This is a genomic window from Microvirga calopogonii (assembly GCF_003347665.1).
Lineage (GTDB): Bacteria > Pseudomonadota > Alphaproteobacteria > Rhizobiales > Beijerinckiaceae > Microvirga > Microvirga calopogonii.
On the sequence record NZ_QDGA01000019.1, the window covers coordinates 16,604 to 40,024 of the forward strand.

Sequence of the window (23,421 nt, forward strand, 5' to 3'; positions counted from 1 at the left end):
CTCGACTCCTGCTCAGAATTCAGGGAAAAGGTGCCCATGCGCATCCTCATTCTGGGCGGCACCACGGAAGCCTCCGCGCTCGCCGCGCGGCTCGCGGGCCGATCCGATATCAGCCCGCTCCTCTCCATGGCCGGACGCACCAGCGATCCACGCCCCATGCCGATCCCCACCCGCATCGGCGGCTTCGGCGGCGTGACGGGTCTTGCCGATTTTCTGCGTCAGGAGCGGATCGAGGCCGTGATCGACGCGACGCATCCCTTCGCCGCCGTGATGTCCCGCAACGCGGCGGAGGCTTGTGCGCAGGCTCGGGTGCCGCTGCTTGCCCTTCGCCGCCCGGCCTGGATGCCGCAGGCAGGAGACCATTGGATCGATGTACCCTCGATGGAGGCGGCCGTTCAAGCGCTCGGCGAAGCTGCGCGACGCGTCTTCCTCACGGTGGGCCGTCTCGAACTCGCCCCCTTCACGGCCGCACCGCAGCACACTTATCTCGTGCGGACTATCGAATCCATCGGCGATGCCCTGCCGGTGCCGGACGTCATCGCCATTCAAGACCGTGCTCCATTTCATGAGGATTCCGAGCGCATGCTGATGGAGCGCGAGCGCGTCGATGTGGTGGTGACGAAGAATTCCGGCGGTGCGGCGACCTATCCCAAGATCGCGGCGGCGCGGTCGCTCGGCCTGCCGGTCGTCGTGGTGGCGCGGCCCGAGAAGCCTCCCGGCATCGAGGAGGTCGCGAGTGCCGACGCGGCGCTCGATTGGCTGCAGCGTCGTCATGGCCGCTCCCCGTAGAAGCGCGGCGTGTAGACGTAAGGCGTCTCTCCGTCAGGCCGCTCGATCAGCCGCGTTGTGGAAGCCCCGATGATCACGAGGGTCGACATGTCGGCCATGGAGGCTTCCACCTCGGCGAGGGGCACGATCCGGATCCGCTCGTCGGGCCGTCCGACCGCGCGGGCCAGGATGACCGGCGTGTCGGGGCCGCGTGTCTCCGCGACGATCTTGAAGGCTGCGCCGAGCTGCCAGGGCCGCGCGGAGGAGATCGGGTTGTAGAGCGCCACCGCGAAATCGGCCGCAACGGCGGCCCTGAGGCGTGCCTCGACGACATCCCAAGGCTTGAGGTTGTCGGAGAGTGACATGGCGCAGAAATCGCCGCCGAGCGGCGCACCGACGCGGGCGGCCGCCGCGAGCATCGCCGTGATGCCGGGCTCCACGCGGATGTCGAGGCCGCGCCATTTCGGATCGCCGTTCTCCACGGCCTCGAACACGGCGGCCGCCATGGCGAACACGCCGGGATCGCCGCCGGAGACCACTGCGACGCGAGCGCCCTTCGCCGCGAGATCGAGTGCGAAGCGTGCGCGGTCGAGTTCGACCCGGTTGTCGGACGCGTGCCGCCGAAGGCCGGGCCGTTCCGGCACGCGGTCCACATAAGGACCGTAGCCGACGATGTCGGTGGCAAGGGCGAGCGCATCGGAGGCTGACGGCGTCAGATAGCGCGGATCGCCTGGACCGAGGCCCACGATGGTGAGAAGGCCCGTCATACGCGCCTTCCTTGTCCCGGCACGATGATGAGCGAGAAATACGGTGCGTCCCAATCCTCGGACAGTTCGGGCAGCGGAACGATCCTTTCCGCCGCCATGGTCGCGCGCTCCACATAGATGGCGCGCTCGAAAAGGCCGATGGACTTGAGGACCGCTCGCACCTTCGGCAGGTGGCTTCCGAGCTTCATCACCACGGCGGCATCGGTGCCGGAGAGACGGCGCGTCAGCTCCGGCTCGGGCAGCGTGCCGGGCACGACCGTGAGCACGTCGTCGCCCCAGGTGATGGGCGCACCGGCCCGCGTCCAGGCTCCCGACATGGCCGTGACTGCCGGCACCACTTCAATCGGTATCCGGTCCTTCAGACGCCACCAGAGATGCATGAAGGAGCCGTAGAAGAAGGGATCGCCTTCGCACAGAACGCCGACAATGCGTCCCGCCTCGACCTCGGCGAGCAGGCGGGACGCCGCTTCCTCGTAGAAGGGGTTGAGGGCGGCGGCATAATCCGGATGATCGGCCGGGATCTCGGTGGTCACCGGATAGGCGAGGGCGATCTCGCGCTCAGGGTTCTGACCGACGATGGCGTCGGCGATGGTGCGCGCATTGCCGCGCCGTCCAAGCTTGCAGAAATGAACGAGCCGGTCGGCGCTCTCCAGCACCTTGCGGGCGCGCACGGTCATGTAATCGGGGTTGCCGGGACCGAGGCCGAGGCCGAAGAGGCGAATGGGATCCTGCATGGTCATCGGCTCACTCGACCGGGTTCGCGAGGGCATTGACGACCGCTGCCGCCATGGCGCTGCCGCCGCGCCGTCCGTGGACGACGAGGTACGGCACGCGTCCGTCACGGGAGAGCGCTTCCTTCGACTCGGCCGCGCCGATGAAGCCGACCGGGATGCCGATGATCGCGGCAGGCTTCGGCGCACCGGCATCGAGCATTTCGAGCAGATGGAACAGGGCCGTCGGCGCGTTGCCGAACACCACGAGGGCGCCGGCCATGCGCTCGCGCCACAGTTCCATGGCGGCGGCCGAGCGGGTGTTGCCGAGTTCGGCCGCAAGCGCCGGGACGCGCGGATCGTCGAGGGTGCAGATCACCTCGTTGTTCGCCGGCAGCCGCGCACGGGTGATGCCGTTCGCCACCATCTTGGCATCGCACAGGATCGGCGCGCCGCGCTTCAGGGCCGCTTCAGCCACCTCGGCGAAATCGGCCGAGAGATCGACGTCCTTCGGCAGGTCCGTCATGCCGCAGGCATGGATCATGCGCACGACGACACGTTCCGCCGTGCCGGAAAAGCGCGACAGGTCGGCCTCCGAGCGGATGATCGCGAACGAGCGGCGATAGATCTCCGCGCCCTCGCGGATGTAGTCGCGCTCGTTCATCGGGTGCGCTCCGGGTTGGCGCGGTACGCAATGTCGGACGTCTTCGACAATAAACGGTTCATGATCTCGTCGAGGGAAAGATGAAGAAGGGTAACATCACGGGTGGAGCCATGGGGCACGACGTCATAGCGGCCATCGGCGCGTCCCACCAGGGTCAGATCGGCCTTTCCCGCATGGGCGCAGCCTTTCGGGCAACCTGAGACGTGAACGGTCGTGCCTTGGGGCAGCAGGCCGCCGCAGGTTTCGGCAATGCGCAAGGCGTCCACGGGAGCCGGAGCCAAACCACTCGCGCAGTCCGGCTTGCCGGGGCAGGCGATCAGCGACAGGCGGGGATCGTCGGCGTCGGTGATGAAGCCGGATCGGGCCGCTTCCGCCATCAGCATCGGTATCTGCTCATCCCATATGCCGGGCAGCAGAAGGCCACGGGTGAAGGAGAGGCGGATTTCGCCGCAACCGAAGCGCTCGCTCCAGTCCGCGGCTTGGGTCAGCTGGACGGTGCTGCAGCGCCCGAAGGGAAGAGCGAGAAGAACGGCTTGCCTGTCTTGTATCCGGAACGAGCCGGCATGGGGTGCAACCGGGCGCTCCTGAGGTGGCACAGCGAATGCGAGGGCGGCCAAGACAGCCAGTTCTTTGGCAAGGGCAGGCTCGAGATCGCGCAACCGGCGCGCCTCGGTTCTGCCCGAGAGCCTCATATCCGCAAAGCCTGCAAGAATGGAGAGAGCAGCCTCCGGAGCGCGGGAAAGACTGGCAGTGCCGATCCAATGTAGGTCCCCGGGCGCGGCGAGCCCGAAAGCGATGGCATTGCCCCGGCTTGTCGCCACGAGGTGAAGATCGGCCCCGATGGCATCGAGCGGCATCGAGCCGCCACCGTCGACGGAGACGAAGAATTTCGCCGGAAGCCCGGCGAGGTCACTGGCCCCATCCTCGATGGCCCGCGCCACGGCGAGCGCATCGCAATGGTCCTGAGGATCGAGACCCGCGAGCGGGGACAATGCGGTGAGGCGGTTCGGGCCGTTACCCTCGGGTTCGGCGAGAGCTTCGCGTTCGAGGAGCGCGAGCAGGCCGGGATAGGTCTCTTCGCTCACGCCCCTGATCTGCAGGTTGCCCCGGGCCGTGATGTCGAGATGGCCATTGCCGTGATCGCGTGCAGCCCCGGCGACGATGCGCGCCTGACCGGCCGTGAGCCTGCCGCCAAACGGATGTAGGCGCACGAGCAGCCCGTCGCCGGTCGCCATGGGGCGGCGCACGCCCGGGCACCATCCACGGCGGCGTTCGCTCATCGGCTGTGCGCTCATTCTGCCGCCTCCTTTCGCTCATCGTCGAAGAAGGCTGCAACGGAATTGAGGCGGCTCGCCCATAGGCCGCGCCGGCGCGCGTCCGCAAGGCGGTCGCGGATGGCCTGCGCGGCGGCCGGATTGGCGGTCTCGATCCGTGTCCAGGTGGGCTCATCGGCGATCAGGGCCGTGAAGACGAGATCGAGGGTTTCCGACGGGATGGCATCCGTGGTCGCCGCGAAGGCGAAGAGCGCATCGACGCCTTGGGCGAGTTCGGCCGCGCCGCGCCAGCCATGGCGCAACTGACCGGCAATCCAGCGCGGGTTCGTCAGGCGGCCGCGCACGAGGCGATCCACGTCCTCCCCGAGCGTGCGGGCCCTCGGTTGCTGTGGACGGCTCGTGTCGAGGCTGTAGACGGCAGGCGTAGCGCCGAGGGACTGGGCGGCGGCCGCGAAGCCCCCGATGGCGTCGGCTGCGGAGTCGCCGTCCAGGATGTCGCGCTCGGCGACGTCGCTCACATGCACGAAGGCTTCGGCCTGCTCGACACGCTGCGGGAAGCTCACATCGCTCCGAGCCTCGCCGCCGGCTCCGAAGGCGTGGGACGTGCCATCCAGATAGGTGCGTCCAAGGTCGTGCCTCGTCGTCCATTCGCCGTCGAGTGCCCGGGTGGATACGCCTGCTCCATAAGTGTCGGGCGCCGAGCCGAAGACGCGTGACAGGGCCTCGCCGCGCCGCCTCGCGGCGGCGAGTTCGTTCCATTCGTCCTCCTCGTCGAGGGCGGCGACCGCGCGGGCCGCCTGATCGAGGAGCGCGATCTGGTCCGGGAACGTATCGCGGAACGCGCCGGAGACCCGCAGGGTCACGTCGGCGCGTGGCCTGTCCATGAGCGGCTGCGGCACGATCTCGAAACCCGTCACGCGGGCCGACGCATGGTCCCAGGTCGGGCGCATGCCCATGAGGGCCAGCGCATGAGCGATGTCCTCGCCGCCGGAGCGGAGGGTCGGGGAGGCCCACAGGTCCATCACGATCCGGCGCGGCCAGTCGCCTTCCTCCTGAAGGTGGCGGCGCACCACTTCCGCCGCCGCGCGCTGTCCGAGTTCAGTGGCGGCGCGGGTCGGGATCGCCCTTGGGTCGAGCGTTGTGAGGTTGCGGCCGGTGGGCAGTACGTTGGTCTGGCCGCGCGAGGGCGAGCCGGACGGGCCGGGCACGACGAAGCGGCCATCGAGGGCCTTCAGCAATCCTTCGCGCTCGCCGACGGCGCAGGCTTCGAGCCCGGCAGGAGCGCTGCCGAAGACGTGCAGGCCATCGCGGATCGTCACCTCGCCGAGATCGCAGAGATGCGCGTCGAGCCGCGTCAACGCCTCGTCCATCGGCATGCCGTCCTCGACGCCGCAGGCCGATGCGAGGCCGCTTGTCCGGGCGCGCTCCAGAATCTCACGTGCGACGAGTTCGGCCCGGCCGGGATGGAGAACCTGTGCGGAGGAGAATTCCTCGACCAGTTCGCGCAAGGCGCCGGCCTCGCCGTGCAGGCCCGCCTCCGCTGTCTGCGGCGTGAGATGGCCCACGGTGACGGCACCGATGCGGCGCTTGGCGGGCGCGGCCTCGCCCGGATCGTCGACGATGAAAGGATAGATCACCGGAATCGACCCTATGGCGAGGCGCGGCCAGCAGGCCGTGGAGAGCGCCGCCGCCTTGCCGGGCAGCCATTCGGTCGTGCCATGGGTGCCGAGATGCACAAGCGCATGGATGCGTTCGAGCATTCTCAGGCCACAATAGAAGGCAAGATAGCCGTGACTCGGCGGGCTTTCGGGGTCGTGATAGGAGCCCTTGCGATCGAGGCCGTGGCCCCGATCCGGCTGCAGCGCCACGAGAACGTTTCCGGCGCGAACCGCGCGGAAGCGGAAGGCACCGTCGGCAAATGCGGGATCGTTCTCAGGAATGCCCCAGCGTTCGGTGATGACCGTGCGTTGCTCTGCCGGCAGCGTGCCGAGCCACGCGCGATAGGTGGCGAGCGGTACGTCGAAGAATGCGCGTCCTTCGGTCAGAAGCGGCATCAGTGCTTCCGCCGTAAAACCCCGTCTCGCCGCATAACCGGCTTGTTCGAGATGATCGAGGACCGCGCAGGTGCTCGCCGGCGTATCGAGCCCGACGGCGAAGCCGGCGCGTCCGCCGCGAGCGGGATAATCCGAGAGAACCAGTGCGAGCCGCCGCTCGTGGCGCGGCGTGCGCGCAAGGCGCACCCAGGCAGCGGCCATGTCCGCGACGGCATCGAGGCTTCCCGTATCCGGCGCCTGAACCCGGCGCGAGAATGCAAGCGACGGATCGGTGGGCTCTTCCGCCTTGAACGAGATCGGACCGGCGGCGATGCGGCCGTCGAATTCGGGAAGCGCGATCTGCATGGCGAGATCGGCGGCGGATAGGCCGCGTGGAGAGGCCTCCCAGGCTTCTTTCGCGCTGCCGACCGGGATCGCCTGCAGGATCGGGCAATCGGCTTCGTCGAGCACGAAACTTTCATCATCGCGCGATGAGAAGGCTGTCGTCGTGACGATGATGTCGGGACGACGTGTCTGGATTGCGCGCCGAACGACACCCACCGCGTCCGGGTCCTTCAGGCTCGAAACGGCGAGAACGAGCGAGTCGACGCCGCGTTCGGCAAGTGCTGCCGTCAGCTCCTCGATGGCCTGCGTGTCGCCCGAGAGAACGGCGGAGCGATAGACGAGGAGATAGGCGAGGGGGCGATTGTTGGAGAGGTGGGAGAGGATGGTCTCCGGCTCGACGATGCCGCCGGGTTCAATTTCACGGCCCTCATCCTGAGGAGCCTGCGCAGCAGGCGTCTCGAAGGAGGCTTCAGTAGGCGCGGGAAGATCCTTCGAGACGCAGCCTGACGGCTGCTCCTCAGGATGAGGGCTGTGATTGGAATGTCTGTCTGCAGGAGATTTTTCGGGCACCCACGCGAATGCGCGAGGCACGACGCGCGGCGGTTCCACGACTGCACCGACCTCACCGATCTCGGCGCCGATGCGCGCGAGAAGGCGTCGCATGTTGTCGATCCCGCCAGCCTGGAAATAGGCCTCCAGCTCGTCGCAGAGCGCCTGCGGCACGGTAGAATAGGCCGACAGGCGCGGATCGGGCCGGTCGTCGCCTGGGAGAACCGCGAGCTTTACACCGGACAGGCGGCAGGCCCGGGAGAGGTGCTCGATGCCGTAGCGCCAATAATCGAGGCCGCCGAGGCAGCGCACGAGGACGAAGCGCGCCTTCGCGGCCGTCTTCTCGATGTAGAGGTCGACGGACAGAGGGTGACGCAGGCGGCGAAGCGAGGCGAGACGGAGCGATGCCCCGCCTGCCTTCAGACTTTGAGCGGCCGCCAGCGCTCCGAGGTCGCTATCCGCGAAGGACAGCACCATGATATCCCCGGGCGGCTGCTGGAGGTCCGTGGCCTCCCCGCCCTCGTCGAGGGAAATCGCTGTGACCGGAAGGAGGTGCATGTCACCCCTGGCGCAAAGCGGCTTCGACGGCCTTCACGTCGAAGCCTTTGAGCCCGATCACGACCATGCGGCCGTCGCGGGCTTCGCCTGCCTTCCACGGCCGATCGAAATGATGTGCGACGCGCTGGCCGACACCCTGCACCACGAGGCGCATGGGCTTGCCGTCGACGGGGGCGAAGCCCTTGATCCGCAGCACGCCGGCCGCTTCCGCCGCGCGCTCGACACGGGCGACGAGCGCCTCCGGCGTGGCGACGGGCGCGACCGGAATCGCGACGCTGTCGAAATCGTCGTGATCGTGATCCTCGGCGGTCTCGTGATGCGAGGGACGGGATTCGAGATCGGCTTCCGCCGCAGCACCGAGGCCGAGCAGCACCGTCGGGTCCACCTTGCCGTGCGACGTCTCGATGACCTTCACGGCGCGCGGCAGGTGCTCGTTGATCTCGGCGAGAACCTTGCCCTTGTCGCCGGCCGCCATCTGATCGGTCTTGTTGAGGATGATGAGGTCGGCGCAGAGGAGCTGATCCTCGAACACTTCCTCCAGCGGGTTCTCGTGATCGACCGAGGTGTCGGTCGCGCGCTGGGCTTCGAGCGCCCTGGGATCGTCCGCGAAGGCGCCGGAGGCGACGGCCGGACCGTCGACCACGGCGATCACGCCGTCCACCGTCACCCGGGAGCGGATGTCCGGCCAGTTGAAGGCGCGCACCAGCGGCTTCGGCAGAGCCAGACCAGAGGTCTCGATCAGGATGTGCTCGGGCGGGTTCGGACGGTTGAGGAGCGTGTTCAGGGCCGGCACGAAATCGTCCGCCACCGTGCAGCACAGGCAGCCGTTGGGAAGTTCGACGATGTCCTCCTGCGTGCAGCCCTCGATGCCGCAGCCTTCGATGAAGGAGCCGTCGAAGCCGAGATCGCCGAACTCGTTGACGAGAACCGCGAGGCGGCGTCCGCCTGCGTTCTCGAGGAGGTGACGCACAAGGGTGGTTTTGCCAGCGCCGAGAAATCCGGTGACGATGGTGCAGGGGATCTTTTTAAGATCGCTCATGGGTTTGAGCCTTTCGGCGGCTCTTCTCAAGCCGCGTTGTTCGTCTTTGCGCATCGTGCGGACCCGAAGGGCCGCGTCAGCGAAAAGTGGTTCCGGTTTTTCGCGCTCAACGATGCGCTCTTCAAGGAGTGGAGCATCGGATGGATCCCAAAAGTGGTATCCACTTTTGGGTCCGATGATCTACGGGGGAATGCGGGCGACGATGCCCTTGCGGAAGGCTTCCGGACGCTCGCGCCAGGGCACGAGTCCGTCGGACGTGGCCGCATAGCGGCGCAATCCGTCGAGAATCGTCTCGACCGAGGTCTCCGCGTTCAGGTCGCCGTAGATATAAGTCCAGCGTCCTGGACCCGAGACCGCGATGGTGCAGGGCCGCTTGCACACGGACAGGCACTCGACCGCCTCCAAACGCACCTTCGGTGCTTCGGAATGCGCGAGCGCCTCGGTGAGGGCCCGGTGAAGGATCGCACCGGGCCGCAGCGCCTTGTCGTCCGGGCCACCCGCCTGACGGCAGGTGACGCAGACATGCAGGCAGATCTCCTCAGGGAATGAGGTCATGGGCTAAACGGCCTTGCCGTCGCCGCTGACCGAAGCCGTCCGAGGGAGAAAACCTGACTCCGTCCGCTTCTCCTGTCGCGTCCAGTACCAGCCGAGGGCAAGTCCAAGAGTTGCCCAGAAGGCGAACGCGACGGCAAGCGAGCGAGCCGCAAATTGCGCAGCCAGGACCGCCGGGACGTCACTCGCGGCAGCTTCCGCATGGGGTGCTCCGATCAGGTGCGGAAGCACGATGGCGATGAGGCCGATGCCGAGAGCCGCATGATGGCGGACGTTCGTGATCAGATACAGACCAAGGCCCGTTCCAATCGCGGTGGAGACCCACCAGATCTGCCTCTCGGCGAGATGCGCTCCTCCCATGCCCGGAAGTTCCGGGGGCAGCCCGACAGCGGGCGCGAGACTGGCGGCGAGAAAGCCACCGATTGCCCACCGCAATGTCGTCTGCAGGTCGAATTGTCGACCCGCAGCGAGGATCGAGGCCGCCAGAATCGAGGCATAGCCGACACCGCTGACCAGGGTGGCAAGCGCCGTGAACGCGATCCGGGGAAAGCCCTCGCCCGGTTCCCACGCGCTCTCGTCCGCAGCATCCGCCGGTTCATGAGAGCTATGTGCGAGGTGCAGCAGACCGCCCCATGCAGCGGCATGCGCTTCCGGTGCCGAGGCCTTTTCGTGCGTCTCGGCCTGGAGAATCAGGGGAGATGTCAGGAAAGCTTGAAGGGTCGCAGCCACGCAGGCAGCCAGAAACCCAGCGACCAAAGCCGCTTTCAGAACCCTCACGATCATGGAAGCCCCCTGTCAGTGGCAGGGGAAATTATGCGAGTGACGCCAGTCATGCGCCGCATTGTGGATCGTTTCGGGCGACGCGAAGCCCGAAATGAACACAAGTGCGAGGCCGAAGGTTGCTGCGGTGATGATGGCCACGAGCCGTTGAGACGAAGTGGCGACGTAGGCTTGGTTGGTCAGTGTCGACATGAAGACCTCTTGGCCACCCCTCCGGCGGCATCTGGGTTGCACGATGACGGCAGGTCTCCTGGCTCGCGGGTCGCTGCTTTGCGCTACCGCCTTCCCGGGCTTTTAGACCCAGTGGCATGTGGAGCGAAGGCTCGCCGCTTACAGTTGCGGGGGCAGCCGCGGTATCTCACCGCATTCCCTTTTCACCCCGTTGCCGGGGCACCGTCCGTTACATGCTTACCGGGCCGAGGAGGATCTTTCAAGCCTGGGTGTTGAAAATGGCTCGGCCTTGAAATCGCGCCTCAGCCTGTTCATGGTGCGGCCCTCTCATGGGAAGGCGGGCTCGGGATGACCCAGGACGAAGAGGCGCGGCACCGCGCCAAGATGATCAAGCGCAAGGAAGTCCAGGACCTGGAGGTCGCCTCGAAGACAGTCGAGAAGGGGCTCCTGATCGTCCATACGGGCCCTGGCAAGGGCAAGTCCACGGCCGCCTTCGGCCTCATGCTACGGGCGCTCGGGCGGGGCTTTCACGTGGGCGTGGTGCAGTTCATCAAGGGTGCTTGGGAAACGGGCGAGCGCCTCGCCCTCGACCGATTCTCCGATCAGGTCGAATGGCACACCATGGGTGAAGGCTTCACCTGGGAGACGCAGGATCGCTCCCGCGACGTGGCGGCGGCCGAACGCGCCTGGGCCAAGGCAAAGGAACTGATGGCCCGCGAGGACATCCGCCTTCTCGTGCTGGACGAGCTCAACATCGCGCTCCGCTACGAATACCTGCCCTTGGCGGAGGTGGTCGAAACCCTTCGGCAGCGCCGCCCCGGTCTCCACGTGGTCGTCACCGGCCGCAACGCGAAGCCCGAACTCATCGAGGCCGCCGATCTCGTGACCGAGATGACCCTCGTCAAGCATCATTTCTCGGCCGGCGTGAAGGCGCAGGAAGGCGTCGAGTTCTGATGCGCGCACTCATGGTGCAGGGCACCGGCTCCAATGTGGGCAAGTCGCTCCTGGTAGCAGGCCTGTGCCGGGTCTTTGCCCGAAGGGGACTGAAGGTTCGGCCCTTCAAGCCGCAGAACATGTCGAACAACGCGGCGGTCACGGCCGATGGCGGCGAGATCGGCCGCGCCCAGGCCCTGCAGGCGCGGGCCGCCGGCGTGGCGCCCAGCGTCCACATGAACCCGGTGCTCCTCAAACCCCAGAGCGAGATCGGCTCGCAGGTGGTGGTGCAGGGCCGCGTCGTCGGCACGGCGAAAGCGCGGGAATACCAATCCTGGAAGCCGCGCCTCATGGCGGCGGTTCTCGACAGTTTCGGGCGGCTCTCTGCGGAAGCCGACCTCGTCCTCGTCGAAGGCGCGGGCTCGGCCTCCGAGGTGAACCTGAGAGCAGGCGACATCGCCAATATGGGCTTTGCCCGCGCGGCGGATGTACCGGTGGTCCTCGTGGGTGACATCGACAGAGGCGGCGTGATCGCGAGCCTCGTCGGTACAAAAGCCGTGCTCGACGAGGCGGATGCCGCGATGATCCGCGGTTTCATCGTCAACCGCTTCCGGGGCGATCCGGCCCTGTTCGAGAGTGGGATGCGGTTCGTGGCCGAGCGCACCGGCTGGCCGGCACTGGGCCTCGTGCCGCATTTTTCCGACGCCGCGCGCCTTCCGGCCGAGGATGGGCTCGGGTTGCGGCGCGAGGGTCGCAAGGGTTCGGTTGTCGTCGCGGTTCCGGTGACGCCATGGATCTCCAACTTCGACGATCTCGATCCCCTGCGCGAGGAGCCGGGTGTCGAGGTGGTGCTGGTCGAACCCGGCCAGACCCTGCCTGTCGAAGCCGCGCTCGTCCTGCTGCCCGGTTCCAAGACCACTATCGACGATCTCATGTTCATGTGCGCGCAGGGCTGGGATATCGACCTGAAGGCGCATGTGCGCCGGGGAGGGCGCGTCCTGGGCCTCTGCGGCGGCTATCAGATGCTCGGAACGCGTATCGACGACCCCTTCGGCATCGAGGGCGAGGCGGGCCGTTCCATCGAGGGTTTGGGTTTGCTCGACGTCGCGACGACGCTCACCACGAGGAAGCGGCTCGAGGCGGTGACCGGGACAACGATCCCGGATGGCACGCCGCTCTCGGGCTACGAGATGCATATCGGCGAGACGTCAGGACCGGACGCCACTTCGCGCGCTTTTGCGCAACTGGCGAACGGGCATCGCGACGGTGCCGTCTCGGCTGATGGCCGCGTAACCGGCACCTATGTCCACGGCCTCTTCGCGGATGACCGGCAGCGGGCGCGGTGGCTGCAACTGCTTGGAGCAGAAACGAGCGATCTCGCCTACGAGGCCCTCGTCGACGATATTCTCGACCGCTTCGCCGATCACCTGGAAGCGCATCTCGACTGCGATGGGCTGCTTGCGCTCAGCGCGCGGTAATCCCTGTCAGGAGAGCGAACCCCACCGTGATGGCGAAGAGCAGCAGGCACGCGGTCCGGTAGAGGCCGAGCGCCCGGTCGATGTCGTCCGCATTCGCCTGCGCGCGCCCGTCGCCCATCCAGCGATCCTCGATGCGCACATCGCCATAGACCCGGGGACCGGCCAGCCGCAGGCCCAGGGCGCCGGCCATCGCGGCTTCCGGCCAGCCGGCATTGGGCGAGCGATGATGCGAGGCGTCGCGCCGTAGCGCCCGCCAGGCGCCTCTGGCGGAGGCTCCCCGGTGAAAAGCGGCCGCCGCAACGATGAGGAACGCCGTGAGCCGCGAGGCAGGCAGGTTGACGAGATCGTCGAACCGCGCCGCCGCCCAGCCGAAGGCTTCGTGCCGGGGCGTGCGATGGCCGATCATGCTGTCGGCCGTGTTCGTGGCCTTGTAGAGGGCGGCCCCCGTGAGGCCCCCGAGGCCAAGCCAGAAGGCCGGCGCCACGATGCCGTCGGAAAAATTCTCCGCAAGGCTCTCGATGGCGGCGCGGGAGACGCCCGCCTCGTCGAGGCTCTGCGGATTGCGCCCGACGATCATCGAGACGGCCGATCGCCCCCCGTCTAGACCGCCTTCGCGCAGGCCTTTCGAGACCGCCCCCACATGCTCGTGCAGGCTGCGCTGCGCAATGAGGGTGCCGGAGATGAGGGCGAGCAGTACCAAGCCGATGATGCCGAGGGGTAGAAGCAGGCGCTCCAGCGCCCATGCCGCCAAACCTGCGACGGCCAGAAGGATCACCAGGGCCGTGAGGCCGGCGGCGCGTCGGCGTCCGGACGACCAGGTCTCCCGGTTCAAGCCCCGGTCCAGCCCTTTGATCAGCCGCCCGATCCAGGTGACGGGGTGCCCGATCCACGTGTAAAGGCGATGGGGATAGCCAAAGGCGGCCTCGGCCGCGAGGGCGAGGCTCAAGATCAGCAGGCTATCGGAGAGGGCCATGGGAGTATCGGATGAGTGAGGCGCGGATCTGGCACGGCGGCGACCTGGACGAGGCCCGCAGGCTCTTTCCGGATGCCCCCGAGCCGTGGATCGACCTGTCGACGGGGATCAACCCCATACCCTATCCCATGCCTCCCTTGCCAGCCCGCCTGTTCGAACGGCTGCCGTCGCCGGCGGACCACAGGGATCTGGAGGCGGCGGCCGCCGAAGCCTATGGTGCTGCGGATCCCGCCCTGGTGGTGGCCGCCCCTGGAACGCAAATTCTCATCAGCCTGCTGCCGGCCCTGTTCCCCCGGTCGCGCGTCGCCATCCTCGGGCCGACCTATGCCGAGCACGCCCATGCCTGGCGTGGGGCAGGGCACGAGGTGTCGGAGACCGGCACGGTCGACGGGATCGGCGAGGCGAATATCGTCGTCGTGGTGAACCCCAACAATCCCGACGGTCGTTTGCTTCGCCGGGAGACGCTGCTCGGACAGGCAGAGCGTCTTCGGCCGCGCGGCGGCTGGTTCGTGGTCGACGAAGCCTTCGCCGATTTCCAGGGCGACGAGACGCTCGTTCCCGTTCTGCCGGAGAACGTCATCGTCCTGCGCTCCTTCGGCAAGACATACGGGCTTGCGGGCGTGAGGCTCGGCTTCGCGGTCGCGGCGACCGGCTTTGCCGAGAGGCTGAGGCGGGGGCTCGGCCCCTGGTCCGTTGCGGGACCCGCCATGGAGGTCGGGCGTCGGGCGTTGCGCGATCGGACATGGCGAACGGCCGCTCAGGAGGCGCGAGCCGAGGATGCCCGCCGCCTCGACGCGCTGCTTTCACCGCTATCGGATCGGGCGCCCGGCGGCACGATCCTCTATCGTCTCATGGAGAGCGGCCGCGCGCCGGAACTGTTCTCCCATCTGGGACATCGCGGGATCTGGGTTCGTCGCTTCCAAACCGCTTCCCGTCTCCTGCGCTTCGGGCTGCCGGGTTCGGCGGAGGATTGGCGGCGTCTCGAGATCGCTCTTGCCGGCTTTTCGAAGGGTTGAGTTGGAGGCGAGAAAAAGAAAAAGCCGCGCCCGATCATTTGATCGGAGCAGCGGCTTAAATCCGTGCTCTGGCCCCCTCAGGCACGGTAGATTTGGAATATGTCTTTGGTGAATGTTGTTTTGAATTGCCCCGCATCAATGGAAATACTCTATAAGCGAGCGTACCTGGGTCGGAAATAGTGGAAAATACGTAACGCCAATGGCCAAGCTTGGCATCTCATGTCGATGACCGAGCAATGGCAATGATTTTCCGGAGATTTAAGGGCAAGGTGTGCGTTCTCGTCGCAGGCATCTTCAGCAACGCGCGGACGACGAGATCACTCGACGGCAGAATTCGTCTACAGCATCGGACCCAAAAGTGGATTCCACTTTTGGGTCCGATGCTTATTCTTGAGTCTGGCGCATCGTTGGGCGCGGAAAACCGGGTCCACCTTTCACTGACGTGGCCCTACGGGTCGCTGCGCGGCCCGCTAGGTCCGCACGATGCGCTAGCCTTTCAGGCGCTTCACATTGGCGCGCACCTTCCGGCGGTATCCCTTTACGACCTTGTGGGCCGATCCACCCGTCGCAAGTGTCGCCGCCGCCTCCGCGAAGGCTGCGACTTTCTCCGTGACCATCAGCAGGTTTTCGGTCGCGGAACCTTGCCCCATGGCGGCTTGGGACAGTCGGGTCCAGATCACGAGCTGGGATTCAACGGCCAACATGGTGGTGTCGGTCGCCAGTTTCATCCAAGGCAATAGCATCGAAACTCCTGAAGAGCGCGGTGGATCGGCAGTCCCGGTCATCTCTCCCGGTCGGCCGAGCGTGAGAGCAGCAGGTCTATATAATCAGAGTGGCGACATAAAGTTTCGTGGGATTGGACCTGTCCGGAATAGTGGACGGGGATTCCGAGTCATTTTCGAGATCCGCCGTTGTAAATTAACATAGGTGAATACCATGATGGGCGGTCCCGTCCAATCCAGCGTTGTCGAGGGGATGTGTGGTGCCCCGCTATTACATTGATGTCAGAAGCCATTTCGGCCTGGATGAGGATCTGAGCGGAATCGAGTTGCCGGACATCGAAGCGGCCAGGATCGAGGCCATGAAGGTTGCCGAGAGACTCCTGAAGAGCTGGGCGGGCATGTTGCCGCATTACAGCAGCGAGATCATGATCGAGATCGTAGGCGAAGATCTTCGCCCGGTCCTGATCATTCCATGCTCGGAGATCGGTTGACGTTCCGCGAGACACGTCGGGGTGCCGCAGCTTGGCGCGTCAGGGGAGCTGGCAGCACAGGAGAAAGGCCGCTAGGGCAGCTGTGACGGCCGTGGCGATCAACCCCTTGTCGATCACATGGTGTGGCAGGACAGTGCGGTTTGGCATGCGCTTGCTCAAGTCACGGCTCGTTCAGGGGTGACCTCGGTTGACGTAGCTGGAGCGGTCCATCGGCAAGTCAACCATCCCGCTTCAATGAATTTCAAGCATCGGATCCGAGAACCGATCCACTTTTGGCTCCGATGCTTCAGGCAGTCGACGGCGGCAGGAGCTCTGCGAATTTCCGGCGGATGACCTCGTAGCATTCGCAGGCCGTCTCCTCGAGGCCGTGTCTGTCGACGATGGTGATGGCGCCTCTGCTCTGATTGATGAGCCCGCCCTCATGGAGGGCGCGCGTGACGGCGCTCACGGTGGAGCGTTGAACGCCCAGCATTTCCGAGAGGAATTCATGGGTCAGGGGCAGCTCGTCGGATCCCCAGCGGTCGCGTGTGCTGAGGATCCAGCGGCAACAGCGCGCCTCGACGCTGTGCGTGGCATTGCACGCGACACTCTGCAGGGTCTGTGCCAGAAGCGCCTCGGTGAAACGCAGGATGAGCTGCTGGATCTTGGGCCGTGTTCTGAAAGCCTCGTGCATCCGATCGAGCTCGATGCGGGACGCCGTGCCGGGGATCTGCACGATATAGCGTCCGAACGAGTTGCGGGAAACGAAGGCGCTGACGAGACCGAGAAGGGATTCGCACCCGAACGTTGCCATCTCGGCAGATTTCCCGTCGAGCATCACGGTGACGAGAGAGACCACGGCGCTGTGGGGGAAGTACGTGTATTCAAGCGTCTCTCCGGCCTCGTAGACTACCTGACCTCTCTGGAAATCGACCATGGTCAGATGCGGCGCCAGAAAAGCGAAATCCTCGTCATCCAGAGCGGCCAAGAGCCGATTGCCACGATGCGGGTTGTTCTCCTGAACCTGATCCATTGTGAACGGTCCTGCCCCGAACAGAGGCATTCTACCACAATCGGTGCCAGGAGACGTGTCGCTTGCGCGTGTGAAGTGGACGAATGATGGTTCCACCCTGTCGTCAGCGCTTCTCGGCCGGGAACACGGTTTTCCATTCGCCCTTCATATCGATCACGATCCATCGGTCCAATGCCGCGGCCTCGAGCGCCTTGTCGAGCCGACCGAAAATGGTATCCCGGTCATAGGCATATTCTCGCTCTCCGTCCGTATGGTGCAGGATGGCGCCGAGCCTTCGTTTGCCCGTCTCGGTCGTCCATTGCAGCATCTCGAGATCGCCGTCGGAGTTGCCGAAGGCCGCAACGGGACGGCGTCCGATCAGCTGTTCGATGCCGACAGGCTTGCCCGGGCCGTCATCCACGAAGTCGACCTGTGGCAGGCGGAAGAGCGTCGGTTGCCCGTCTCGTCGCTCGAACTTCGTGGAGATGCGGGAGCCTACGATCTGCTCGGGCGGGATGCCGTAGCGGTCCTCCGCGAAGGCGCGGATGAACTCCGCGCCGCCGCCGGAGACGATGAAGGTCTTGAACCTGTTGGCACGCATGTAAGCCAGCACCTCCAGCATGGGCTGGTATACGAGTTCGTCGTAGCGTCGATCGAATCGCGGATGCTTCGCGGTCGCGAGCCATTCCTTGACGATCCGCCGAAATTCCTCATTCGTCATGCCGGCATGTGTCGCGGCGATGATCTCGACGGCGCCATGCTCCCCGGAGGCGGCGAGAGCAGCCATGCCACCTTCGAGCACGGCCTTGAATGGCTGTTTGTCCTTCCACTCCGGATGCAGCGGCGCCAGCGCCTTGAGGCGATCCACGGCGAAGGCGAGTTGGACATAGGCGGGCTGCTCGATCCAAAGCGTGCCGTCGTTGTCGAAGGTCGCGATCCGCTCCGGCTCCGGAATGAAGTCGGACGATCCTTCACGGGTCGTATCCGTGACGAAGGCGATGATCGCCTGTTTCGCGGGGCCGTCGTTCCAGGACGGCAGGGGATCGGTCTGTGCGACCGCGGCCGTGATCCAGGCCGCGAACAGGGCGAGAACCCCGAGCCGGTATACCCGAAGCGACATCTTTGCCTCCTTTGCCATGGCCTGAACGCATCCGGCGTGCGCCGGTGCTTACGAGAATTCCGGTCTCCTCCCGGTTCCTGCCGCCGCTATGCCGGTCCTGTGCGATGGTCCGGGAGGAGACCTGCGGTGGCGGTCACTTCAGGGGTGCCGTTGCCGGCGCGCGTTCACCGGCAATCTGTGCAGATGCCTTTCTCGAGCAGCTTATCGATCCGTTGATTCTGACGTTTCATCTGCTGGGTTGCCGTGGCATCGTTGGTCGAAAAGTCATTTCGCGGTTGCGTCACCGCATCCTGCTCAAGGGTCTTTTCGGAGGGTATGACGACCTCGCCGTTGCGAACCGGCGGCTGGCGGGGATTCTGTCCTTGGGCTGAAACCGATGCGGCCATCACGAGGCCGGCGAGCGCAAGGGGTAATACGAGACGTCTCATCATTCTCTCCTGCTCCCAGACGATTTCAGGAGAGATTGCCACCGCCCAAACGGCGTTGCTTGACTAAACGGGACAGGATTTGAGCGCGTTCAGAATCTCGCGCTGATGCCGAGCACGGGTCCGTGCTGGAGCATGTCGAACTGATAGCGCTGCCGACCCTCGCCCTGGGCATAATCCACGTAGAGCGCACGATATCCGATGACGCCTGAGAACGTGATTCCCTGATAGGTGCCGAGCTCGAAGCCGTAGGCGCCGATGGCCTGCCAGGAGAAATCGCTCCCGAGGCCGAACCCGCCGATGTCGCCGCGCAGCAGGAGCTCATGGCCCGGCGCGACCGTGTAGCGGATTCGCGCACCGAGCATGGGATCGACCCAGTCGACCGAACCCGACCGGGCGAACGCGCGGCCGCCCGCCACCTCCAGATCGGCCGTCGAGACTCCCGCTGCAAGCGCCAAGGAAAGATCCCCCGACTGATGCCAGTACCTCGCCCCGCCGAGTAGATCGAAGGCCAGCGGACCCGAGCGGTAGACCTCGTAGGCGGCGCCGACTTCGACGATGGCCATCTCGATATCGAGACCCAGGGAGGCGGCGAGCGAGCCCGTCACCCCAGGCGCCAATGTGCGGCTTCTGATATTGTTGCCGTCGGCTCCGATCTTGCTCCAGACGACGTCGGTGAAAAGAGCGACAGGACCGTTGCGGGCTTCGAAATCGCCCATCAGGGCCACGAGCGTGTCAGAGGCCTCGACGATATCCGCGAAGCTTGCGTCCACCTTCACGGATCGGCCGCGTATGGTCTGGGTACCGTTCAACGCGGTCAGCCAACCATAGGGCGTGAAGCGATAGGTCCAGCTGGGAGGTGCAGGGGTTACGATCTCGGGAGCAGGAGGAGGGCTCAAGTCCGCGGCATGGGAGTTGTTCGCACCTCCGACAAGGAGCCCGGCCGAAACCATAAGGACACATGACAACCATCGCGGAAGGTAACGCATCGTTCCCCCTTGGATTGCTGATGACTTGCCTCTCAGCCTAGCCATAGCAGCCGACGCGACATCTCCCGTCAAGGCTATAATCATGACCCACCGAGCGAAAAACTGCGGCCGCCAATGAATAAGCCTTGGTAGGTATTCTTACCAATGGCTTTTGGCTTCGGGACGCGTCGTATGTGTCGTTCGATGTTGTTTATTGAGCGTTTCTACAGGATGCGAATTCTTTAACAGCACCTCCGCCTGACCTGCGTCGGCTTTGTCCCGATCTGGTAAGTGAATGGCTCAACGGATCAAGCAGAGCAGGCGGGGCCAATTATGATCGACCCTGCGGATCCACCCGACGCTTGATCGAAGCATGTTCCGATCGACTCGCGTGTCCCGCTCTCGGCGAGGATCGGATCAGCGCCGTTGGTCCAACGTCAGGAAGCGGTGAGTTGTTGGGCTGTTCATCAGGTTTCAGCTGACACCCGCGATACCGTGCGTGATGGCAGGCTCCGTGGTTTTGCCTCGTGCGAAGCCTTGGAGCCTGCTCTCGGGTTCGGCGGCCGACATTGGCCAACATCGTGCAACAGGAGCGTCCGCAGCGCCCCTTGCATGCTGCATTTCCCGCCATCTGCGGAGAGGAGGCCTCCATGAGAACGCTGACGCTCCTGTCTGTCGCAGGGATTGTGTCCATTGCCGGTCTTGCGGCCGCCCAGGCGCAGCCCAACCCCATTCAGGGAACGCCGGGCTCGCTGTTCCCCTATGCGGCGCCCAATGAGGTCCAGATCATCAACGGCGTGCCGTGCCGCACCGTCCTGATCGGAGGTACCAATATGCGCGTTCCCGTGGAATGCGCCGGTCATGCCCCGACCGGTACCTTCGAGCCCGGGACGACCGGGAGCATCCGCGTCGAGGATGGAGGGGAGCGGGTGGTCGGAGGGCGGCCGCTGACCGGCACTCCCGACGCGCTGTTCCCCTATGCGACCCCGAATGAGGTCCAGATCATCAACGGCGTGCCGTGCCGCACCGTCCTGATCGGCGGCTCCAACGTCCGCGTTCCCGTAGAGTGTATCCGCTGAGCCGTTCCTGCGGGATCGGGACTGTGGCCGATAGGTTACAGAAAAAAGAAAAGGCAGCGATGCTGCCCGTTTATGCTTGCCGCTTTTTGCGGCACACAGTACTTTATTGCAATGCAGTACGGTGATTGGCGTTACCGTCCTGCTCGCCCTTCTTGGGCGTTTCCTCCCTAAACTTCGGGTCGCATTGTTGCGGCCCTTTTTCTTGTCAGGGGAGAGTATTCAGGCTTCGACAGCCCGGCAATAGAAAAGCTGCGTCCCGACCTTGCACAAAAGTAGTAGAAGACGCGAGCAGCCACTCTCGCCCTCCCGCCGCATAGGAATGGTCGGCTTGAGGCCTGATCCTCATCGACCCGAAGCATCGTGTGCAAAAATGCATTCCACTTTCCGGACCGATGCTCTAGGAATTTTCTGCTGAAGTGGTGGGGGTGTTCAATGGATGGGAGTGATCAACTCGGCTCTGCCGTGACGCTGGGTATTGTCCTGGCCGTCGGCCTGATCCTGTTCTCCCTGATTGCGTGGCTCGGTCTCGCCATCTGGCGCTGGATTGCCGGAAGTGGATCAAAGTCGAAGAAGCAGGCGAGCGAGCCGAAGCTCGACCTGGGTCCGTCGATCGACGCGTCCGGCGTATCCGCCTCGGATCTGTTCGTGATCCGATCGAACCTCAATGCTGTCGCCAGACAGGTCGAGGATCTGGAGCGCAGGCTCCGACTGGCATCCAGCGACCGCGCAAAGACGGTCGAGACATCCCGGTAGGAGCCGGTCGGCCCGCCGGGCGATCCAAACGGACGGGCGGCATACCCCCGGAATTACGGCTGTGCGGCGGTGTGGCTGTTTCGAAGTGCTCGAAGGGTGCCGGCCTCGAGATTTCCCGTAACCGGGAGCCCGCGAGACTGTTGAAACGCCTCGATCGAACGGCGCGTGCCCGGACCGAAGACCCCGTCCGCCTTTAAAGGGCCGAACCCCAGTGCGGTCAGCGCCTGCTGCGCATAGCCGACCTCTTCCTTCGAAGGAACTGCGCCGGCTGCGTCCGAAGAGACGGGGTGCTCAGGCGCGGACAAGGCTTGGGATGACCCTCTCGAGGGTTGGGGTCGCATCACGTCGATCTCGCCGCTGATCCGTGACCGGAGATATTCCAGGTGCTTCAACTCCTGTGTGGCGGCGGCGATCCGGTTTTGGAGATGCTGAAGATCCTGGTTCGCCTCCTTGAAAAGCTCCAGTTGGGCGACCAGTGCATCATGTTCGGTGCCCGCCGCCTGGGCCGCCTGGTGCAACCGTGCGATCTCCGCTTGGGCATCGGCGTTTGACGACCGGGGCATCAGGGCCGAAAAACCGTACAGAGCCCACCCTGCCGCGGCTATGGCGATCGTCAGACGGTTCATCATCACGCACCGGGTCTTGTCCTGCTTCTTGCATGCCGCTTCCATGAAGGCGGCATCAAGGCATGAGGGGATGAACGGGAGATATACGATCCAGGAACGTTAGGAAACCATGCAGGAGCATCCATCGCAAGGAGGCGCGGTGGCCTCGTCCTGGGACCGGTCCGTCTACAAGGTCCGCTTTCCACGAGTCAGCAAACTGGCAAAGGCCGCGCCGATCAAGGCACCCGACACTTTGACCATGCCGTCCGGGAGGCGGCCATGCCGGTTCGGGACATAGTTCTGCGTCACCTCGAGCAGAGTAATAATACCTATCAACATGACGATGATCCTGAGGCGGTGTCCCGGATAGCCCAGACAGAACATCGTTCCGATCACCACGAAAGCGCCGAACCGTTCCAGGCTGACCGGCGCTCCGCTGACGGGTCGGAACTCTATCGGCGCAACGGTAAAGATTGTGATCGCAAGGACGAGAAGCCATGCGACCCAGCGGAAAAACATCTTGGGCGTCATGGCGACCTGTCTAGCGCATCGTAGGTGAGCCGAACATTGCCCTTTTGCGCTCACCCATTCGGCTCGTCCGCAAACGAGGCGAGAGTGGGAGAGCGAGGTATGTGCCGAACCCGCGAGTCCGGTGTCTGGGAAGATGACGCTAGATGCTGCTGCGCTGAAGGGCTGGCTGGGGGACCTGGATTCGAACCAAGACTAACGGAGTCAGAGTCCTGTGCTCTATCTCGGTACCGTTTTCCGAAAGCGTTAATTTGCAAGGGCTTTAGAATTTATCCGCTATTCTATCTCTGACCTTGGCCGATATCATAAACACTTCATAAACACGGCTCGATTTTCCACAGGCCCCGATATGACGTCGCCGGCGGCGTGGTGACCGTCGGCGAGGTGCGTCCCAGAACAAGTGGCGCGCTCTGTATATAGAGCGACCTTCGCGGCCGCCACTGCAACATTCCACCCTCGCGTCCTTCTGGGATGCAGCCGGCCGTCACTCACTGGAAGCGGGCAACGTGCTCGTGGAGGTGGACATGGCGGTCAGGAAGGTGAGAGTCGAAGGGGATGTCGCGGTCGTCCCATTGACGCGGGGCATGGAGGCCGTCGTCGACATCGCGGACCTGCCCCTCGTGGAGGGCTTCAACTGGCGGGCCTTCAGGAGCAAGAGCACTTGGTATGCAGTGCGCCACGATCGCCTATCCGATGGACGCCCGACGCTCACGCACATGCACCGGACGATCTTCCGGGCCGAACCGGGGAAGATGGTGGACCATAGGGATGGAGACGGCCTCAACAACCGGAGGGGTAATCTGCGCAGCGCTATCCATGCGCAGAATGCCAGGAACGCAGGCACGCGCAAGGACAGCACTTCCGGCATCAAGAGCGTGACTTGGCACGCGAAACGGCAGAAGTGATAGGCTGAGATTCACGTCAACGGCAAGCACAGATGTCTCGGCATCTTCCCGACCATCGCGGCTGCGGCCGAAGCTTACCAGGGGGCGGCCAACGAACTCCACGGCGAGTTCGCTCGCACGGCCTGACACCCATCCCCGAAAGAAACGCCGTCGTCCCCGAGTGCGACGACGGCGCAGGGAGAAAGGAACGAGCATGACCGCCCGGTGACCAGGCGGGGCATCCT

The 23,421-nt window shown here is 65.0% G+C and carries 25 protein-coding genes and 1 riboswitch; of the genes, 9 read left to right on the forward strand and 16 right to left on the reverse strand.

Going from position 1 to position 23,421, the window contains the following annotated elements; all coding sequences use genetic code 11:
• Positions 1-36 precede the first annotated feature (36 nt).
• On the forward strand, positions 37-789 hold the full coding sequence (locus DDF70_RS15990) for a cobalt-precorrin-6A reductase (RefSeq protein ID WP_114945857.1): 753 nt from the start codon (positions 37-39) through the stop codon (positions 787-789).
• On the opposite strand, the gene cobJ is transcribed toward DDF70_RS15990, so the two are convergent.
• The 9 genes from cobJ to DDF70_RS16035 all read right to left on the reverse strand — a co-directional run bounded on the left by cobJ (position 771) and on the right by DDF70_RS16035 (position 10,231).
• Positions 771-1,535 (reverse strand): precorrin-3B C(17)-methyltransferase, encoded by a 765-nt coding sequence (gene cobJ / locus DDF70_RS15995; RefSeq protein WP_114945858.1) that lies wholly within the window; start codon positions 1,533-1,535, stop codon positions 771-773. The genes DDF70_RS15990 and cobJ overlap by 19 nt on opposite strands.
• Entirely contained in the window at positions 1,532-2,275 is a 744-nt protein-coding gene (locus DDF70_RS16000) for a precorrin-2 C(20)-methyltransferase (protein WP_114945859.1), read from the reverse strand. Before DDF70_RS16000 ends, cobJ begins: the two co-directional genes overlap by 4 nt.
• Positions 2,276-2,279: 4 nt before the next feature.
• A complete protein-coding gene (locus tag DDF70_RS16005) occupies positions 2,280-2,909 on the reverse strand; it encodes a precorrin-8X methylmutase (protein ID WP_114945860.1) in 630 nt (209 codons plus the stop codon).
• Positions 2,906-4,204: a precorrin-3B synthase gene (cobG, locus tag DDF70_RS16010; protein ID WP_114945861.1), complete on the reverse strand. Its 1,299-nt coding sequence runs from the start codon at positions 4,202-4,204 to the stop codon at positions 2,906-2,908. Before cobG ends, DDF70_RS16005 begins: the two co-directional genes overlap by 4 nt.
• The gene (cobN, locus tag DDF70_RS16015; protein ID WP_114945862.1) at positions 4,201-7,668 is read right to left on the reverse strand and encodes a cobaltochelatase subunit CobN; all 3,468 of its coding nucleotides are present in this window, start codon (positions 7,666-7,668) and stop codon (positions 4,201-4,203) included. The genes cobG and cobN overlap by 4 nt, the downstream gene beginning before the upstream one ends.
• 1 nt (position 7,669) lies before the next feature.
• Complete coding sequence (gene cobW / locus DDF70_RS16020) at positions 7,670-8,707, reverse strand: cobalamin biosynthesis protein CobW (RefSeq protein WP_114945863.1); 1,038 nt, start codon at positions 8,705-8,707, stop codon at positions 7,670-7,672.
• A gap of 180 nt (positions 8,708-8,887) precedes the next feature.
• Positions 8,888-9,262 carry a DUF1636 family protein gene (locus DDF70_RS16025; RefSeq protein ID WP_114945864.1) on the reverse strand — a complete coding sequence of 125 codons (375 nt, stop codon included), beginning with the start codon at positions 9,260-9,262 and terminating at the stop codon, positions 8,888-8,890.
• Between the two features lie 3 nt (positions 9,263-9,265).
• A complete protein-coding gene (locus tag DDF70_RS16030) occupies positions 9,266-10,042 on the reverse strand; it encodes a CbtA family protein (RefSeq protein ID WP_114945865.1) in 777 nt (258 codons plus the stop codon).
• Between the two features lie 12 nt (positions 10,043-10,054).
• The gene (locus DDF70_RS16035) at positions 10,055-10,231 is read right to left on the reverse strand and encodes a CbtB domain-containing protein (protein WP_114945866.1); all 177 of its coding nucleotides are present in this window, start codon (positions 10,229-10,231) and stop codon (positions 10,055-10,057) included.
• 31 nt (positions 10,232-10,262) lie between these two features.
• A riboswitch (cobalamin riboswitch) is annotated at positions 10,263-10,450 on the reverse strand.
• Between the two features lie 108 nt (positions 10,451-10,558).
• On the opposite strand from DDF70_RS16035, the gene cobO reads away from it, so the two are divergent.
• Together cobO and DDF70_RS16045 are read left to right on the forward strand one after the other, a co-directional pair.
• Positions 10,559-11,164, forward strand: coding sequence for a cob(I)yrinic acid a,c-diamide adenosyltransferase (gene cobO / locus DDF70_RS16040; protein ID WP_114945867.1), 606 nt, complete (start codon positions 10,559-10,561; stop codon positions 11,162-11,164).
• A gap of 11 nt (positions 11,165-11,175) precedes the next feature.
• On the forward strand, positions 11,176-12,621 hold the full coding sequence (locus DDF70_RS16045) for a cobyric acid synthase (protein WP_114945940.1): 1,446 nt from the start codon (positions 11,176-11,178) through the stop codon (positions 12,619-12,621).
• Here DDF70_RS16045 and cbiB read toward each other — a convergent pair.
• The gene (gene cbiB / locus DDF70_RS16050) at positions 12,608-13,594 is read right to left on the reverse strand and encodes an adenosylcobinamide-phosphate synthase CbiB (RefSeq protein ID WP_114945868.1); all 987 of its coding nucleotides are present in this window, start codon (positions 13,592-13,594) and stop codon (positions 12,608-12,610) included. The genes DDF70_RS16045 and cbiB overlap by 14 nt on opposite strands.
• An 11-nt stretch (positions 13,595-13,605) precedes the next feature.
• Between cbiB and cobD the strand changes: the two genes are divergently transcribed.
• The gene (cobD, locus tag DDF70_RS16055) at positions 13,606-14,610 is read left to right on the forward strand and encodes a threonine-phosphate decarboxylase CobD (protein WP_114945869.1); all 1,005 of its coding nucleotides are present in this window, start codon (positions 13,606-13,608) and stop codon (positions 14,608-14,610) included.
• 488 nt (positions 14,611-15,098) lie between these two features.
• Here the strand turns inward: cobD and DDF70_RS16060 are convergent, their stop codons facing one another.
• Complete coding sequence (locus tag DDF70_RS16060) at positions 15,099-15,353, reverse strand: hypothetical protein (RefSeq protein WP_114945870.1); 255 nt, start codon at positions 15,351-15,353, stop codon at positions 15,099-15,101.
• Between the two features lie 239 nt (positions 15,354-15,592).
• On the opposite strand from DDF70_RS16060, the gene DDF70_RS16065 reads away from it, so the two are divergent.
• Positions 15,593-15,823: a DUF6894 family protein gene (locus tag DDF70_RS16065; protein ID WP_162820433.1), complete on the forward strand. Its 231-nt coding sequence runs from the start codon at positions 15,593-15,595 to the stop codon at positions 15,821-15,823.
• 286 nt (positions 15,824-16,109) lie between these two features.
• Here DDF70_RS16065 and DDF70_RS16070 read toward each other — a convergent pair whose 3' ends face one another.
• Both DDF70_RS16070 and DDF70_RS16075 read right to left on the reverse strand, forming a co-directional pair.
• Positions 16,110-16,835, reverse strand: coding sequence for a Crp/Fnr family transcriptional regulator (locus DDF70_RS16070; RefSeq protein WP_114945872.1), 726 nt, complete (start codon positions 16,833-16,835; stop codon positions 16,110-16,112).
• A gap of 103 nt (positions 16,836-16,938) precedes the next feature.
• Positions 16,939-17,934 carry an HAD family hydrolase gene (locus DDF70_RS16075; protein WP_162820434.1) on the reverse strand — a complete coding sequence of 332 codons (996 nt, stop codon included), beginning with the start codon at positions 17,932-17,934 and terminating at the stop codon, positions 16,939-16,941.
• Between the two features lie 104 nt (positions 17,935-18,038).
• Between DDF70_RS16075 and DDF70_RS36625 the strand changes: the two genes are divergently transcribed.
• Entirely contained in the window at positions 18,039-18,305 is a 267-nt protein-coding gene (locus DDF70_RS36625; RefSeq protein WP_162820435.1) for a hypothetical protein, read from the forward strand.
• 146 nt (positions 18,306-18,451) lie between these two features.
• On the opposite strand, the gene DDF70_RS16085 is transcribed toward DDF70_RS36625, so the two are convergent.
• Positions 18,452-19,258: an Rz1 family lipoprotein gene (locus DDF70_RS16085; RefSeq protein ID WP_245435511.1), complete on the reverse strand. Its 807-nt coding sequence runs from the start codon at positions 19,256-19,258 to the stop codon at positions 18,452-18,454.
• 719 nt (positions 19,259-19,977) lie between these two features.
• Between DDF70_RS16085 and DDF70_RS16090 the strand changes: the two genes are divergently transcribed.
• The gene (locus DDF70_RS16090) at positions 19,978-20,406 is read left to right on the forward strand and encodes a hypothetical protein (protein WP_114945941.1); all 429 of its coding nucleotides are present in this window, start codon (positions 19,978-19,980) and stop codon (positions 20,404-20,406) included.
• 432 nt (positions 20,407-20,838) lie between these two features.
• Positions 20,839-21,159, forward strand: a complete 321-nt coding sequence (locus DDF70_RS16095; RefSeq protein WP_114945876.1) for a hypothetical protein — start codon at positions 20,839-20,841, stop codon at positions 21,157-21,159.
• A 53-nt stretch (positions 21,160-21,212) separates the two neighbouring features.
• Here DDF70_RS16095 and DDF70_RS16100 read toward each other — a convergent pair whose 3' ends face one another.
• A complete protein-coding gene (locus DDF70_RS16100) occupies positions 21,213-21,788 on the reverse strand; it encodes a peptidoglycan-binding domain-containing protein (protein ID WP_245435512.1) in 576 nt (191 codons plus the stop codon).
• Positions 21,789-21,950: 162 nt separating this feature from the next.
• Positions 21,951-22,295 (reverse strand): VanZ family protein, encoded by a 345-nt coding sequence (locus DDF70_RS16105; RefSeq protein WP_114945878.1) that lies wholly within the window; start codon positions 22,293-22,295, stop codon positions 21,951-21,953.
• A gap of 521 nt (positions 22,296-22,816) precedes the next feature.
• On the opposite strand from DDF70_RS16105, the gene DDF70_RS16110 reads away from it, so the two are divergent.
• Complete coding sequence (locus DDF70_RS16110) at positions 22,817-23,197, forward strand: HNH endonuclease (RefSeq protein ID WP_162820436.1); 381 nt, start codon at positions 22,817-22,819, stop codon at positions 23,195-23,197.
• The last annotated feature ends 224 nt before the right edge of the window (positions 23,198-23,421 follow it).

Excerpts from the sequence above, each read along its gene's own strand:
- DDF70_RS15990 (WP_114945857.1), top strand. The coding sequence starts at position 37 with ATGCGCATCCTCATTCTGGGCGGCACCACGGAAGCCTCCGCGCTCGCC.
- cobJ (WP_114945858.1), bottom strand. The coding sequence starts at position 1,535 with ATGACGGGCCTTCTCACCATCGTGGGCCTCGGTCCAGGCGATCCGCGC.
- DDF70_RS16000 (WP_114945859.1), bottom strand. The coding sequence starts at position 2,275 with ATGACCATGCAGGATCCCATTCGCCTCTTCGGCCTCGGCCTCGGTCCC.
- DDF70_RS16005 (WP_114945860.1), bottom strand. The coding sequence starts at position 2,909 with ATGAACGAGCGCGACTACATCCGCGAGGGCGCGGAGATCTATCGCCGC.
- cobG (WP_114945861.1), bottom strand. The coding sequence starts at position 4,204 with ATGAGCGCACAGCCGATGAGCGAACGCCGCCGTGGATGGTGCCCGGGC.
- cobN (WP_114945862.1), bottom strand. The coding sequence starts at position 7,668 with ATGCACCTCCTTCCGGTCACAGCGATTTCCCTCGACGAGGGCGGGGAG.
- cobW (WP_114945863.1), bottom strand. The coding sequence starts at position 8,707 with ATGAGCGATCTTAAAAAGATCCCCTGCACCATCGTCACCGGATTTCTC.
- DDF70_RS16025 (WP_114945864.1), bottom strand. The coding sequence starts at position 9,262 with ATGACCTCATTCCCTGAGGAGATCTGCCTGCATGTCTGCGTCACCTGC.
- DDF70_RS16030 (WP_114945865.1), bottom strand. The coding sequence starts at position 10,042 with ATGATCGTGAGGGTTCTGAAAGCGGCTTTGGTCGCTGGGTTTCTGGCT.
- DDF70_RS16035 (WP_114945866.1), bottom strand. The coding sequence starts at position 10,231 with ATGTCGACACTGACCAACCAAGCCTACGTCGCCACTTCGTCTCAACGG.
- cobO (WP_114945867.1), top strand. The coding sequence starts at position 10,559 with ATGACCCAGGACGAAGAGGCGCGGCACCGCGCCAAGATGATCAAGCGC.
- DDF70_RS16045 (WP_114945940.1), top strand. The coding sequence starts at position 11,176 with ATGGTGCAGGGCACCGGCTCCAATGTGGGCAAGTCGCTCCTGGTAGCA.
- cbiB (WP_114945868.1), bottom strand. The coding sequence starts at position 13,594 with ATGGCCCTCTCCGATAGCCTGCTGATCTTGAGCCTCGCCCTCGCGGCC.
- cobD (WP_114945869.1), top strand. The coding sequence starts at position 13,606 with ATGAGTGAGGCGCGGATCTGGCACGGCGGCGACCTGGACGAGGCCCGC.
- DDF70_RS16060 (WP_114945870.1), bottom strand. The coding sequence starts at position 15,353 with ATGCTATTGCCTTGGATGAAACTGGCGACCGACACCACCATGTTGGCC.
- DDF70_RS16070 (WP_114945872.1), bottom strand. The coding sequence starts at position 16,835 with ATGGATCAGGTTCAGGAGAACAACCCGCATCGTGGCAATCGGCTCTTG.
- DDF70_RS16075 (WP_162820434.1), bottom strand. The coding sequence starts at position 17,934 with ATGTCGCTTCGGGTATACCGGCTCGGGGTTCTCGCCCTGTTCGCGGCC.
- DDF70_RS36625 (WP_162820435.1), top strand. The coding sequence starts at position 18,039 with ATGGTCCGGGAGGAGACCTGCGGTGGCGGTCACTTCAGGGGTGCCGTT.
- DDF70_RS16090 (WP_114945941.1), top strand. The coding sequence starts at position 19,978 with ATGAGAACGCTGACGCTCCTGTCTGTCGCAGGGATTGTGTCCATTGCC.
- DDF70_RS16095 (WP_114945876.1), top strand. The coding sequence starts at position 20,839 with ATGGATGGGAGTGATCAACTCGGCTCTGCCGTGACGCTGGGTATTGTC.
- DDF70_RS16100 (WP_245435512.1), bottom strand. The coding sequence starts at position 21,788 with ATGATGAACCGTCTGACGATCGCCATAGCCGCGGCAGGGTGGGCTCTG.
- DDF70_RS16105 (WP_114945878.1), bottom strand. The coding sequence starts at position 22,295 with ATGACGCCCAAGATGTTTTTCCGCTGGGTCGCATGGCTTCTCGTCCTT.
- DDF70_RS16110 (WP_162820436.1), top strand. The coding sequence starts at position 22,817 with ATGGCGGTCAGGAAGGTGAGAGTCGAAGGGGATGTCGCGGTCGTCCCA.